A 14597-nucleotide genomic window follows, 5' to 3' on the forward strand; every position below is an offset into this window, starting at 1 on the left:
ACGACGTAATTCTGACGCGGCGGCCCTCTAATCAATGCTTGGTCAGTCCCCCCGGAGATGTAACGTGTCAACTCTCAATGAAATCGCAGCGAACCACGCGAGAATGGCTATGGCAAAGGCGCAAGAGTCGACCGGACTGAGTGAGCGACATCTTCAAATCGTCGGCAGCGTCGAAATCCGCACCAGCGATGAACAACCGCACGTTCCACTGCACTTCATCACCGTGACGCCGGAAAACCACCTCGCCCAGGCGGCTGGCTACTAACGCCTTCCCTTGACGAAAGAACCCGGCGCAATGGCCGGGTTTTTCTGTTAATCAACCCAAGCCCTTGCCCACGATTGGCGCCGACGCGCCTAAACTCAACTGACAACGAACTCGCCCTGCGATTGGAGGATGAGGCACTGTCATGTTTGAAATCTCAGCGGTGGCGCGGGTGAAGCACTTCGCCGCAAACACGGCCGGCCGGGATTTCGCGGTTGGCGACATCCATGGCCACTTCACTCGCCTGCAAGCTGCGCTGGATGCCGCCAGGTTCACCCCTTCGGTCGATCGCCTGTTCAGTGTTGGCGATCTGATTGACCGCGGGCCCGAATGCCGCGCCGCGCTCGATTGGCTGGACAAGCCGTGGTTCCACGCCGTGTGCGGCAACCATGATGACTACGTGGTTCACTTCGATACCTGTGCCGTCGATAGCTGGATCTTCAACGGCGGCTTATGGTTCACGCACCTGTCGCTGCCCGAACAGAAAACATTCGCCGCGACGTTCGCCGAGTTGCCAATCGCAATCGAAGTCGAAACCGCCCAGGGCCTGATCGGCATCGTGCACGCCGATTGTCCGTTTCCATCATGGGCTCAATTGCGAAACGAACTGCAATCGCCCAAGAGCAGCCAGCACCTGATGCAAGTCCAGAACCGCTGCCTATGGTCCCGCAGCCGCCTCGAACAACGGGAAACGCAGGGCGTTGCGGGCCTGCGTGCGCTGGTGGTCGGGCATAGCCCCATTCCCGTGCCCGTCAGGCTTGGCAATGTGATTCATATCGACACGGCGGGATGGAGGCCGGCGGAGGGCTATTTCACCCTGCTGAATCTCGAAACGCTTGAGCCGGCGCCTTGAGCATCCTGTACCGCTCGTCCTGACCTCGGCACGTTCACCTTCCATGCTTTTCTAATGGGTACATCCACTCGCACAGCAGGTGCAAACGATGAACAGCAAAATTGCTCCTCTCATGCTCGCCGGACTTGTCTCGATCTGCCCGCTCTACTCGCTCGCAACCGAGAAAACCACGGAAGACGCCACCCTCCCACCCAGCGCACTTCCCGGGCTCAACCAAGGCGAGTCGAATGCAGAAAAGGCTGACAAAAAGGGCGAGGAAGCATCGGGTTCCAATTCCGGCGCGGAATCGCATGAGATAGAAAAAGACGCCGCTGGTTCGAGTGGTTCAGGGAATGAAGGAGCCAAGTCGAAGCCGCAACAGTAAGCCTGCAGGCGAGTGGTGCACGGGCGTGAGTACGATAAAGGGCATCCCCCACGGCGCGAGCTCATCCCGGCACTGACGGTGATTGCCCCAAAACCCGTCACTTTTTGTGGCGGGCTTTTTTGCGTACGGCGCGTCGGATCGACGTTAGTCAGCCTCCAGTTCCAGGCAAGGCGCGGGCCGCCTGGTCAGGGTGCTTAGTTCCCAAAAACACAGGCCTGGTGACAGGACGAATAACCCTGAAATCAAGGCGCTGACCTGTTGCACCCGCCACGCCTTTCAACTCGATACGCTTTTCCGGATGAGTTTCTTGTCAATCTTCCCGACGCTGGTTTTGGGGATTTCGGCGACGAACTTGAACTGCTTGGGGATCGCCCATTTGTTGATGCGGCCGCGCTCGACAAACCCTTGCAGGTGCGTCTCCAGGATCTTGCGGTCGAGGTACTGCCCCGGTTCGGACACCACCAGCGCCATGGGCCGTTCGCCCCATTGCTCATCGGCGATGCCCACGACCGCGACCGACATCACGGCGGCGTGCTCGCTGATCAGGCTCTCCAGTTCCAGGGAGCTGATCCACTCCCCGCCTGTCTTGATCACGTCCTTGATTCGATCCTTGATTTCCACACCGCCCAACCCGTCGATGGAAGCCATGTCGCCGGTGTGCAGCCAGCCATCGCGCCAAAGTTCTGCACCCTTTTCCGGTTCCTTCAAATAGCCCTGGGTCAGCCACGGCGCGCGCACCACGATCTCTCCCAGCGACTCGCCGTCATGGGCAACGTCATTGCCACTGGCATCGATGATTTTCAGGTCGACCATCGGCACCGGCGTGCCCGTCTTGATACGAGCAGTCAGTTGGGCTAGCGGGGATTGTTCGAGGTCTTCGTCACGCAGGTACGTCAGGCACAGCAATGGACAGGTTTCCGACATGCCGTAACCGCTGTGCACCTGCATACCTTTGGCGTTCGCTTCGCTGGCAATGCCTAAGGTCAGCGCGCTGCCGCCCAGGAGCATTTTCCAGCCATCAAAACGGGTGTGTGCCGCTTCCTCACAGCCCAGGATCATTTGCAGAAGGGTCGGCACACAGTGGGAGAACGTGACTTTCTCCTCCCGATACAGCCTGACCAGGCTGTTGGGTTCGTAGCGACCGGGGTACACCTGCTTGATTCCCATCAGGGTGGCAACATAGGGCACACCCCAGGCATGCACGTGAAACATCGGCGTGATCGGCATGTAGACATCATCCGAGCGCAGCAGCGGCAACCCCTGATAGACGCCCAAAGTGCCCACGGCATTCAAGGTGTGCAGGACCAGTTGGCGATGGGTGAAATACACGCCTTTAGGATCGCCAGTGGTGCCCGTGGTGTAGAAAAGGGTCGCCACCGAGTGTTCATCGAAATCGGGAAAATCGTATTGGTCTGCGGCCCCGGACAACAGGTTTTCATATTCCCCCAGCACCGGTAGCGACGTGTCGGTTGCTGTGTCGTCCGTGAGCTGCAGGTAACCTTTGACGGTTTCAAGCCGCCCGTGAATCTGTTCAACCAGCGGCAGGAAATCATCATGCACCAGCACCAGGTCATCCTCGGCATGGTTCATGGTGAAGAGCACCTGATCCGGCGAAAGACGGATGTTCACGGTGTGCAGCACAGCGCCGATCATCGGTATGGCAAAGAAGCACTCCAGGTAGCGATGGCTGTCCCAGTCGAGCAGGGCCACCGTATCCCCGGCCTTGACGCCGGCAGCGGTCAAGGCGTTGGCCAGTCGGCGGATCCGCTGGTTGAGGGTCTGGTAGCTGTAGCGCAGTTTGTCGGCATACACGATTTCCCGGCCCGGCTCGTAGCGCACACCTGAGAGCAACAATTGCTTGATCAGCAAGGGATAGGCATAAGCGCCGTCGGCGGGCGGAATTATTTTTGTCGCCATCATGGTTGTGGTTCCCGGTCCTTTTTACGTGGGCTCAGAACTGCTCTGCATCCAATTGATAGAGGCATTCGCTGCCAGCCTTGGCCGACGCGCTCAACGAGTGGATACGTGGCAGCAAACGGGCGAAGTAGAAGCGCGCGGTCGCCAGTTTGCTGGCGTAGAAATCGTCTTTGGAATGCGTGCTCATGGCAGCCTTGGCCATTCGCGCCCACATGTAGGCGTACGCGGTGTAGCCGAATACATGCAGGTACTCGACCGACGCCGCACCGATTTCATTCGGGTTGCTCTGGGCTCGGTCCAACAGCCATGCGGTCAGTTCGTCGAGGGTGTCGAGGGCGGCGTTCAACGGTTGGGTGAACTCGGCGAGGTCAGCGCAGGCGTTGGCGGTAAAGTTGCGGATTTCCGAAGCGAACAGCCGGTAGAGCGCCCCGTCGCTGCCGACGATTTTGCGCCCGACCAGGTCCAGGGACTGGATACCATTGGTGCCTTCGTAGATCTGGGTGATGCGCACATCGCGCACCAATTGCTCCTGGCCCCACTCGCGAATATAGCCATGGCCGCCGAGGATCTGCTGACCGTGGAGGGTGGTTTCCAGGCCCATGTCGGTGAGGAATGCCTTGGCCACCGGGGTCAGCAGCGACACCCGTTCCTGGGCGCGACTGCGGATCGCTGCGTCATCACTGTACTTGGCGATATCGAGTTGCAGCGCCACGTAGCTGGAGAACGCCCGCCCGCCTTCGTTCAAGGCCTTCATGGTCAACAGCATGCGGCGTACATCCGGGTGAACGATGATCGGATCGGCCGCTTTGTCCTTGTTCTGCGCGCCCGTCGGCGAACGGCTTTGCAGACGGTCACGGGCGTATTCGACGGCGTTCTGGTACGAACGCTCACCCAACGCCAGGCCCTGGATACCCACGCCCAAACGTTCGTAGTTCATCATGGTGAACATCGCCGCCAGGCCCTTGTTCGGCGCATCGATGATCCAGCCGGTCGCCCCGTCAAAGTTCATCACGCACGTGGCCGAGGCCTTGATGCCCATCTTGTGCTCGATGGAACCGCAAGACAGCGCGTTGCGTTCGCCCAGCGAGCCGTCGGTATTGACCAGCACCTTGGGCACCAGAAACAGCGAAATCCCCTTGGGACCGGCGGGTGCATCCGGTAACCGGGCCAGTACCAGATGAATGATGTTTTCGGTCAGGTCGTGCTCGCCGCCGGTGATGAAGATCTTGCTGCCGCTGATCTTGAAACTGCCGTCGGCCTGAGGTTCGGCACGGGTGCGAATCAGGCCCAGGTCCGTACCGGCATGCGCCTCGGTCAGGCACATGGAACCGGTCCAGGTGCCGGCGTACATGTTCGGCAGATAGCGTTCCTTGAGCTCCCGACTGGCGTGGGCATTGATCGACAGGCACGCACCGGCGGTCAGCATCGGGTACAGGCCGAACGACAGACTGGCCGAGTTGACCATCTCCTCGACCTGAGCCGAAATGGCCTTGGGCATGCCCATGCCACCGAACTGCGGATCACCACCAACACCCACCCAACCGCCGTCGGCGAATGCCTGGTACGCCGCGACAAAACCGTCCGGCGCCGTGACCGTGCCGTTGCTCCAGGTGCAGCCCTGCTCGTCGCTGCTGCGGTTCAGCGGTGCGATAACCTCACCACTGATTTTGCCAGCCTCTTCAAGGATCGCAGCGGCCGTTTCTTCATCGATCACCTCGCCAAGGCCAGGCAATTTGGCCCACAACCGGGACACCTGGAAGACCTCGTTGAGTACGAAGCGCATGTCGCGCAAAGGAGCTTTGTAATCAGACATCGTTGGCTTACTCGGAAGTGGTCAGGGCATGTGGCATGCCGGGACGTTGAGAGATCGGGGTGTTGTCGGCCTGCGTAACAGGCCCGGGTTCCAGCGCTCGTTCGCGAAGGAGGAAATAAGACAGGGCAGGAATCAGCACCAACGCGCCCAGCATGTTCCACAGGAACATGAAGGTCAGCAGGATGCCCATGTCCGCCTGGAACTTGATCGGCGACCAGACCCAGCACACCACGCCAGCCGCCAGGGTGATGCCCACCAGGCCCACGACCCGTCCGGTAAACGACACGGCGTTGCGGTAAGCCTGAGACAGCGGCAGGCCCTGGCGCTGGTAATGCAGTTGCACGCTGAGCAGATACAACGCGTAGTCCACGCCGATTCCCACGCCCAATGCGATCACCGGCAGGGTCGCGACCTTCACGCCAATGCCCATGGCCACCATCAACGCCTCGCAGAGGATCGACGTCAGCACCAGTGGCAACAGGGCAACCAGGGTCGCGCGCCAACTGCGGAAGGTGATCAGACAGAACAGCGTCACCGCCGCATAGACGTACAACAGCATGGTGCGATTGGCCTCGCGCACCACAATGTTGGTGGCCGCCTCAATCCCGGCCGACCCGGCCGCCAACAGGAACTGGCGATCTTCGCTGTTGTTCTCCCGGGCGAATTTTTCCGCGATGCCGACCACGGCATCCAGCGTCTCGGCCTTGTGGTCCTTGAGGAAGGTGATCACCGGCATCAGCGAACAATCGGTGTTGAACAACTCCGGCGAGTTGACCGAGGCTTGCTGCGCAGCATAATTGAGCACGTCCTGATTGCGCTGGATGCTGTTGAGCTTGGGGTTGCCTTCATAGGTGCCAGCGGTGATTTGGCGCACCGCGTTCACCAGCGAAGCCGTCGCCTGCACGCCCGGATACTGCTGCAGCTCCCAGGCCAGTCGGTCGGCGAGAATCAACGTCTTGTAGTTCAGACAGCCTTCCGGTGCGGTCTTGATCATCACTGCGAACAGGTCGCTGGACAGCGCGTAGTGGTGGGTGATGTAGGCGTTGTCACGGTTGTAGCGCGAGTCGGCACGCAACTCCGGTGCGCCACTTTGCAGATCGCCGATTTTCAGTTGCAGGCTGACCATGAAGCCGCCGATGCCGATCAGCACCGCGACCAATACCGCCCCCGTGGCCCATTTGCGCGTGGTGAAGCGGTCGAGCACGTCCCACAGTTTGCCGAAGCCTTTGTGCCCTTCTGCGCGCGTGTCGATGTTCAGTGCACGCTCGGCCGCCTTGGCGCCGACGCCGACATAAGACAGCGCCACCGGCATCAACAATAGCGAGGTGAAAATCAGCACCGCCACACCGATACTGGCGGTGATCGCCAGGTCCCGGATCACCGGAATATCGATCAGCATCAGCACCGCGAATCCGACGGCGTCGGCCAGCAGCGCCGTGACGCCGGCAATAAACAGACGGCGGAAGGTGTAGCGTGCGGCGATCAGTTTGTGGGTGCCACGGGCGATGTCTTGCATGATCCCGTTCATCTTCTGCGCCGCATGGGACACACCGATGGCGAAGATCAGAAAAGGCACCAGCACCGAATACGGGTCGATGGCATAGCCGAGCCAGGCGACGATGCCGAGTTGCCAGACCACAGCGATCAACGAGCAGCCGACCACCAGCAGGGTGCTGCGCACGCATCGTGTATAGGCGTAAATGATGACCAGCGAAGTGACCACGGCCAGGCCGAAGAACATCATCACTTGAATCAGTCCGTCGATCAGGTCGCCCATCAGTTTGGCGAAACCGATCACCCGGACTTTGTACGGGCCCTTGCCCTCCTCCCCGGCCTTGCGTGCAGCGCTGTCGCCGGCAAACTCGATCTTGTCGCGCAACTGCTCCTCAAGCATCTGCGAAAAGGCGTGGTAGTCGATGCGCTGACCGCTGGCCGTGGCCTTGTCCAGCAGCGGCACGATCAGCATGCTCGATTTGTAGTCGCTGGCCACCAGACTGCCGACGATGCCGGCGCGGGAAATGTTCTGGCGCAGTTGTTCTATTTCTTCAGGCTTGCCCTGGTAGGTATCGGGCATCACCGGACCACCCTGGAAACCTTCCTCCGTCACTTCGGTCCAGCGCACCGCCGGGCTCCACAACGACTTCATCCAGGCGCGGTCGACGCCTTCGGTGAGAAACAATTGATCGTTGACCTGTTTGAGCACGTCCAGGTAAGCAGGGTCGAAGACATCGCCCTGAGTGGTCTCCACGACCACCCGCACCGAGTTGCCCAAGCCTCGCAGTGACTGGCGGTTTTCCAGGAAGTTCTGGATGTAGGGCTGGCTCTGCGGAATCATTTTCTCGAAACTTGGACGCAGCTCCAGCCGAGTCGCGGCCATGTAACCGAAGACCAGAGTGGCCAGCGCCATCAACAGCATGAACAGCGGACGGTAGTTGAACACCAGCCGCTCCAGCCGATTGCCGGAATCGCGGTCGAAATCATGCAGATCGCGGATCACCGGCATGGCGTCTTGTTTGATATTGCCCATGTCTGGGTTCTCGCTTTAAGGGTTCGAGGACTTATTCAACGGACAGCGTCCGCGCACCACGGCTGCCGACCACCACCAGCGCATCGTTAACGGCGCGCGTGACGCCCGTCACAGGCACCGGCTGGGCTTGCTGCACCCAGCGCTGTTGCGCACCGGTGCCCTGGCTCGCCAGCATCTGCCCGCCCTGGGTAAACAAGCGGTAATCACCATGGGCATCGACGAGGCCGGCGGTGATGCTGACGTGCAGGCCAGTGTCCAGCGAGGTCCAACTGAGGCCTGCATCGGTGCTGCGCAGCACATTGCCGCGCAAGCCGTAGACGAGCACTTCGCCGGGTTTGCCGACGACGCCGAAAAAGCTGCCCTGATAAGGTGTTTGCAGGGCGGCGAATCGCTGCTGGGCGTCATCCCACTTCAGCAACAGGCCCTGCTCGCCGACGATGTAAAGCGCATCGCCGGTGGCGGCGATGGCGTTGAGGTGAAAGCCCTGCGGGTTGTCGGTGCGATCCTGGAACGGCGTCCAGCTCTGGCCGCCATCCTCGGTGCGCAGGATCAGGTTGAACACCCCGACCACATAGCCGAGGCGGTCGTTGGCGAACCAGACATCAAGCAAGGGTTTGTCGGCACCCTGCGCCTCCAGCCGCTGACCTTCGGCGACCCGCAGCGGCCATTGTTCATTGCCAGGTTCGGCACGGGCCAACGCCTGGTAATGCTTGACCAGCAAGGCACCGATCTCGCGGCCGTCGAGTTGCTTGCTCCAGGTTGCACCCGCGTCATTGCTGTGCAACACCACGCCGTCGCCGCCCACCGCCCAGCCCTGAGTGGCGGAAGGAAAACTCACGGCATTGAGGTCGGCACTGACTGGCACAGCGGCCTGCTGCCAGTGCTGGCCGGCATCATCGGAATACAGAATGTGGCCACGCTGCCCGACGGCGACCAAGCGGTCGCCGGCGCGGGCCATGTCGGATAACGGGCTGTTGACGGCCAAGGCGCTGACCCTGGCCGGCAGATCCAGCACGTCGACATAAGCGGACGCCTGGCTCAGGCCCTGCAACACTGCAAGCAGAGCGCCGAGCGCCAGCCGCAGGTAACTTTTGTACGAACACATACCGCGTCCTCTTCGGAAAACTGCGCCGGGACACACGTCCGTGTGCCTGACGTTCCAACCTGGCGCCCGAAACGGTCGGTATGCGCCGACCGTTGCGCGATCCCCTGCCTTTGCAGGCAGCGGACCGAATGGACGCTTTGTCACGGTTTGCTTAACGAATCCCGCTACCTGCCAGAGACTCCGACGACCATTGCGCCTTGGAAAGCGGATCGGTGTACTTGATGCCGCCATAAGGCCCGACCACACCGTTGATGTTGTAGGAACCACCCACCAGGTCGTAGATCATGAAGGGCGTGGAATCCGGGATCTGCTTGTCGTAGCTCTGGCTGAGGAACGCGAAGGAGCCACGGTACAACTGACCACGTGCGTCGTATTGATCAGAGGCCAGCGCGGTCCAGCTGTCTTCATCGAGGTAGAAGCGACGCTTCTGATAGATGTGTCGGGCGCCGGACTTGAGGTTGCCTTCCACCACCCAGACGCGGTGTTTTTCCCAACGCACGTAGTCGGGTGCCAGGTGATTGGCCGTGGTCAGCGATTTGGGATCCTGGGCGTAGGTCAGCTTGTAAGTGTTGTAGGGCACGATCATTTCCTGCTTGCCCACCAGCTTCCAGTCGTAGCGATCCAGCGCACCGTTGAACACGAAGACATCGTCGTATGTGCCCGCGCCAGCGGTGCCAGGGTTAGGCGTGTCGTAGGCCAGGTTCGGTGCCAGCTTGACCCGACGCTGGCCCGGCAGGTACTGCCAAGCACGGCGCGGTTGTTGCAGCGGGTTGGCGGCGTCCTTGAGCATCACCGCTTCGCCGGCCCGGCGCGCAGGGCCGGTGTAGGACAGCTTCATCTGGTAATACACGTCGGCGCTGCTGATCGGCTGCGCGAGGTTTTCGTAGATCGGGTAGGAAATGAACGCCTGCCCAGTGGTCGCCAGGCTTGGCACGCCAGCGGAATCGACGTTCCAGGAGTCGTACTTGGAGCTGATGCTCACGCCCTGATATCGCAGCAGGAAGTTCCACATCGCTTCGTTGCCCGATTGCGGGATCGGGAACGGCACGCCCGGCAGTACGTTGTCGATGGCCAGCCCGTTTTCGAGGGATTTGGCGCCGCTGGCGTTTTTCACGCCGTTATCCAGAATGGCCTGGGGCAGCGAAACGGTGCGGTGGGTCGGGAACACATCGACACGGAAAGTCGGGAAACGCTTGGCCAGTTCAACAGTGGTAGCGCTGAGCATGCCCTTGTACTGCTCGACGTTTTTGCCGTCGATCTGCAGCAACGGTTTTTCACTGGCAAACGGATCCGGACGCATGCTGTCACCGGATTTGAAGCTGGCCGGCGGCGTGGTCAGGCCACCGTTGTAGGCGGGGATGGAACCATCAGCGTTCCCGGCTTTTTCAGCGCCCACCAGGGTCAGGCTGGTGCCCAACCGGGCAGCGTCCTGAGTTGAAACAGCGGCCTGTGCCTGGGCGGCAAGGACCATGGCCAGCGAAGCGGCCAGCACGGTTTTTGCGAATGTCATCTTGTTATTCTCCTGCTTGCATTGAGCAAATCAGTGGTGAATCAAAAAGTGGTTTTCATCGTCAGGTAAACGGCTCCACGGTCCTCAGTCGTGGCCCCGCCACCGGAGAAGGCGGAGTAGCCACCGGCGTAACAGGCGTAGTTTTCGTTACCGCTAAAGGCATTCGGCGCAGCGCCGTCGCCTCCGGTCGGGCCGGTACTCACGCCGCTGACGTTGCACTTGTCGGCCTTGCCGAATGAGTCCACGTACTTCAGGTCGACAAAGTATTTGTTGTACACAACGGCCCCGAGGCCGATGGCGTAGTTACCGGTGTCTTTGGCGCCGCCACCGGAGACCGGTGAAACACCATCGAGACCGACGTTGATGGACATCGGTGCGTTGAGGTCGACACCGGGAAACACCTGGTACCAGGTCGGGGTGAAGTTGACCGCGATGCCCCAGTTGTCCCGGGTCGGCTGGTCGATGCCGCGATAGGTGTCCTTGCCCTTGTAGAGCGCCTCGTTGTTGCTATCGAGCTTGAGCAGGTTGCTGTAATACAGCTCGCCCAGCAGAGTGGCCGAATCGAACACAGGCGTTTTAGCAATGGTCATCAGGCCGTTGAGCGTCCAGTGCAAGGTGTCGCCGGTGGCGGCCATGCTGTCGCCCTTCTGCGGGGTGTCATAAACCACGCCGGTGGCAGCCGTGCGCGCAGGCAACAGGCCAAGACCTGCGCCCAGGCCCAGCGGACTGTTAGTGCTGACAACCGCCGGAATACTGGCCAACGGCATATTGTGACGAATGTTCAGGTCCGAACCGACGCTGATCCCGCCCACGTCCTTGGACAGGCTCAGGCCAACGATCTTGATGTTGTCGGCATAGGCCATTTGATAGGTGGCGGTGCTCAGCGAGTTGAGGGTGTTGACCACCGCAGGCACTTGCCCTGCCGGCCGGGTGCCGTTGGGATTGGCCGAACTCAGGCCTCTGGCATCCAGCCAGGCTTGCGGCAGGATTTCCGAGGTTTCGCGGTAGTAAACGCCGAGGGTCCCGTCCAGCCAGGCTGGCGACCACTTGGCCATAATCCCCCAGTCTCCGCGCTTGTCCGGCGTCAGGTCGTGACCGCGACGCACATTGGTCAAACCGTTGCAGGGTGCCAGACCACACCCCAGCGGACTGCCCGGCACCACGCCATTGGTGTTGCCCAGCAGGAAGGATTGCGCACCGAAACCGACCAGATCGGAACCGCCGTAATAAGTACCGGCTTCCGGCAGGCGCGCGGCGTCCCAATCCAGGAAATACTGAGCGCCTACGGTCAACTCGGGATTGACGGTGAACGACATCGACAACTGGTTACGCGGAACGAACAGTTCCTTGGCTTCGGTACCGGGTGAGGCAGCCAGTTTGGCCAGGTCCAGGCCCGATTGGCCGTAACTGTTCGAGTGCACCGGGTTGAGAATAGTCTCGCCCCAGAACACGTTATGCTGACCGGCCTTGACGCTTAACAGCGACTCCTCGCCCACTTCGGTGCTGTAGAACACGAAGGCGTCGAGGATTTCGCCGGAAGGACCGGTGTAATAACGCTGGGCGTAGTTGCTCAGGTGCGGGCTGCCATTGCCGACGTTGTCACGGGTGACCGCGGCCAGACGTGGGTCGTTGGCGACCAGCCCCGACCTTGCGTCGTTGCCGTTGACGAACGGATTGGAATTGGAACCGGTGTTCTCGTAGGCCTTGTCGTACCAACTGGCAGCGCTCACACGGAAACCCATGTGGTTCTGGTAAACCACATCCATCTCGGTCAACAGGTCGACACGGTGGGTGATGTTGGTCCCGGCCTTGCGGAAGTTGTAGTCGCCGTCGTTGTTGTTCGGCGTTGCCAGCATGCGCTTGTCGGCGCTTTCGGTGCGTACGCCGTAGTTGTACTTCACAGTGTTATCAAAACGCACGGTCCAGTCCGGGTTCCCGGTGTCGAGCTCGATCGCCTGCGCGACCGGCACGCCTGCGGCCAGAATGGCCGAGGCCAACAAGGTGTAACGCGAGGGTGCGAACCCGTGACTCTTATTGTTGTGCATTGCGTTGTCTCCGCCTTTTTGTATTTGTTTTAAGCGCAGCCGCCCTCGCGCAACCCCTTGTTCCAGGGGTTTACGTTTTCAGGAGTGAGGGCAAATGCCGGATGGCGCGGGCCAACCGGCGCCTGAATCAGCGGTCCAGTTCGAGGATGAGAGCTTCGGCTTGTGGCCAGCGCCCATACCCGGCAGCAGGATTGAGATGACCGACTTCGCCGAGATTGAGCAGCTCGCTGCCCCAGCCTTCGGCCATGCGCGTGGCGGCGTCCAGACTGGCGAGGTGGTCGTTGGTACTGGCGGCCAGCAGACTGCGGAACGGCAACCGGCCTTTGGGTAGAGGGTCCCAACCCTGGGTACGCAGGGTTTCAGCGCAGGGGTAGCCCTGCGGCCATTGGGCATCAAGGTCCGGCGGAGCGGCCAGCAGCGCGCCCTTGATCGGCCGACTGTGACGCGCAGCCCAGTGCGCAACCATTAGCACGCCGGCGCTGTGAGCGACCAGAATCACCGGCCCGTCGATCTGCGCAAGTGTGTGCTGAATGGCTTCGACCCGCTTGCTGCAATCAAGCTTGTCGGTTTCAAGCGGCGGCACACTGCGCACCTTGCACAGCCTGGATTCAAGCAACGTTTGCCAATGCTCGGCAACGTGCTCACGCAGACCCGGTACGATCACAACGGTTGCGGCAGTTTGCAGTTTGTCCACGTCAACACCTTCGCTTTCTCGATGACTCGACTGGCTCTATTGGCCAGGGGCTTTGTGTAGGAGTGACATTAAAGAGCGCCCGACCGAGGCGCTTTTCATTGGACGTCAGGCACTTTTCTTTTCATGACAAAATTCCGCGTGTTGTCGCGCAGCGACCATTGGTCGAATATCCCCGCAGCTTCTCTCCAGCTCACTGTAATCAATGGGTGCGTGTCGATTTTTACACTGCAACGATGTGATTCCGGCCAGCACCAGGCGAGCGCCCTCGACGTTGTCACAACTGTTCAATTGCTGAAGTGCTGGATATAGTCGCCACGCTCATTTGAATCGCAACCGGCCCAGGAAAGACCTTCGCATGCCCAAGCTTGTTCGCGCCGCCGTCTTGACCAACTACCTGGAGGTCACCCAGTACCTGGGGTTCAACCCCCGAGACGTACTGGCCGGCGTCGGTTTGAGTAAAGCCATATTGCAAGCTCCTGAACATCGCATCCCCATCGACGCCGCCGTGCGGTTGCTGGAGGATTCAGCCGCCGCCAGCGGCTGCCAGAGCTTCGGCTTGAGCATGGCCGAGTCGCGCCAGCTCTCGGACTTCGGTGTGGTCAGCCTGTTGCTCTCTCATCAGCGAACGCTGCGTGATGCGTTGCAAGTGTTGGTGCACTACCGTCATCTGATGAACGATTCGCTGGCCCTCTTCATCGAGGAGGCAGGCAAGATGGTGATCATTCGCGAAGAGGTGGTCACCGAATCGCCGATGCCCTGCCGACAAGCCAATGAACTGGCCATCGGGGTGATGTTCCGCCTGTGCGCCGCCCTGCTCGGCGCACACTGGCATCCCTACAGCGTCAACTTCACGCACCAGCCTCCCGACAACCTGCAACTGCATCGCCGCCTGTTCGGCTGCAAACTGGAGTTCGGCAGCGAGTTCAATGGCATCGTCTGCCCCAATGCCAGCCTCGACATGACCAACCCCCATGCCGACCCGGCCATGGCGCGCTACGCCCAGAGTTACCTTGACTCGCTGCTCAGCCACGAAGGCCCTTCGATGCTGTTCGAGGTGCGCAAAGCCATCTACCTGTTGTTGCCGATGGGGCGCGCCACCATCGAGCAGATCGCCCAGACCCAGGGCATGAACGTTCGGACCCTGCAGCGCCGCCTCAAAGACGACGGCTGCGCCTTCAACGACCTGATCAACGACGTGCGCCGCGACCTAGTGTTGCGCTACCTGGAAAACCCGAATTACTCGTTGGGCCGGATCGCCGACATGCTCGGCTACTCCATGGCGAGTTCCTTTACACGCTGGTTCATCACCCAGTTCGGCATGCCGCCCGCGGCATGGCGCAGTGCGCAAAAGCACACCGTCAAAGCACCGCCGGAGCTGACCACCCTGCCCGGCTCCAGCGAACCCTGAACCGAACGCAACAGACCCGGCGTTTTGCAAAAAAAAGCGGCGACTGCTGGTACAGTCGCCGCAAAAGAACCGGTGTCTGTGACACCGGCCGAGGAGTCC

Annotated in this window: 11 protein-coding genes; 4 read left to right on the plus strand and 7 right to left on the minus strand. The window is 60.8% G+C overall.

Annotation, left to right across the window (positions count from 1 at the left end; genetic code table 11):
• Positions 1 to 64 precede the first annotated feature (64 nt).
• The 3 genes from HP062_RS09370 to HP062_RS09380 all read left to right on the plus strand — a co-directional run bounded on the left by HP062_RS09370 (position 65) and on the right by HP062_RS09380 (position 1479).
• Entirely contained in the window at positions 65 to 265 is a 201-nt protein-coding gene (locus HP062_RS09370; RefSeq protein WP_077748130.1) for a hypothetical protein, read from the plus strand.
• A 142-nt stretch (positions 266 to 407) separates the two neighbouring features.
• The gene (locus HP062_RS09375) at positions 408 to 1115 is read left to right on the plus strand and encodes a metallophosphoesterase (protein WP_172791323.1); all 708 of its coding nucleotides are present in this window, start codon (positions 408 to 410) and stop codon (positions 1113 to 1115) included.
• A gap of 88 nt (positions 1116 to 1203) precedes the next feature.
• Positions 1204 to 1479 carry a hypothetical protein gene (locus HP062_RS09380; RefSeq protein ID WP_010455793.1) on the plus strand — a complete coding sequence of 92 codons (276 nt, stop codon included), beginning with the start codon at positions 1204 to 1206 and terminating at the stop codon, positions 1477 to 1479.
• Positions 1480 to 1755: 276 nt separating this feature from the next.
• On the opposite strand, the gene HP062_RS09385 is transcribed toward HP062_RS09380, so the two are convergent.
• From HP062_RS09385 to HP062_RS09415, 7 genes are all read right to left on the minus strand, one after another.
• Positions 1756 to 3399 carry a fatty acid--CoA ligase gene (locus HP062_RS09385; protein ID WP_172791324.1) on the minus strand — a complete coding sequence of 548 codons (1644 nt, stop codon included), beginning with the start codon at positions 3397 to 3399 and terminating at the stop codon, positions 1756 to 1758.
• Positions 3400 to 3430: 31 nt separating this feature from the next.
• Complete coding sequence (locus tag HP062_RS09390) at positions 3431 to 5209, minus strand: acyl-CoA dehydrogenase C-terminal domain-containing protein (RefSeq protein WP_083376326.1); 1779 nt, start codon at positions 5207 to 5209, stop codon at positions 3431 to 3433.
• Between the two features lie 7 nt (positions 5210 to 5216).
• Positions 5217 to 7736, minus strand: a complete 2520-nt coding sequence (locus HP062_RS09395; RefSeq protein WP_172791325.1) for an RND family transporter — start codon at positions 7734 to 7736, stop codon at positions 5217 to 5219.
• Positions 7737 to 7767: 31 nt separating this feature from the next.
• Entirely contained in the window at positions 7768 to 8841 is a 1074-nt protein-coding gene (locus HP062_RS09400; protein ID WP_010455825.1) for a YCF48-related protein, read from the minus strand.
• Positions 8842 to 8992: 151 nt separating this feature from the next.
• Positions 8993 to 10351 (minus strand): DUF1329 domain-containing protein, encoded by a 1359-nt coding sequence (locus HP062_RS09405; RefSeq protein WP_010455826.1) that lies wholly within the window; start codon positions 10349 to 10351, stop codon positions 8993 to 8995.
• Between the two features lie 41 nt (positions 10352 to 10392).
• The gene (locus tag HP062_RS09410) at positions 10393 to 12396 is read right to left on the minus strand and encodes a DUF1302 domain-containing protein (protein ID WP_010455827.1); all 2004 of its coding nucleotides are present in this window, start codon (positions 12394 to 12396) and stop codon (positions 10393 to 10395) included.
• Between the two features lie 127 nt (positions 12397 to 12523).
• A complete protein-coding gene (locus HP062_RS09415) occupies positions 12524 to 13090 on the minus strand; it encodes an alpha/beta hydrolase (protein WP_010455828.1) in 567 nt (188 codons plus the stop codon).
• A gap of 355 nt (positions 13091 to 13445) precedes the next feature.
• Here HP062_RS09415 and HP062_RS09420 point away from each other — a divergent pair, with 355 nt between their 5' ends.
• The gene (locus tag HP062_RS09420; protein ID WP_154501248.1) at positions 13446 to 14498 is read left to right on the plus strand and encodes an AraC family transcriptional regulator; all 1053 of its coding nucleotides are present in this window, start codon (positions 13446 to 13448) and stop codon (positions 14496 to 14498) included.
• Positions 14499 to 14597: the final 99 nt, after the last annotated feature.

It is taken from the genome of Pseudomonas sp. B14-6, from assembly GCF_013260315.1.
Taxonomy (GTDB): Bacteria; Pseudomonadota; Gammaproteobacteria; order Pseudomonadales; family Pseudomonadaceae; genus Aquipseudomonas; species Aquipseudomonas mandelii.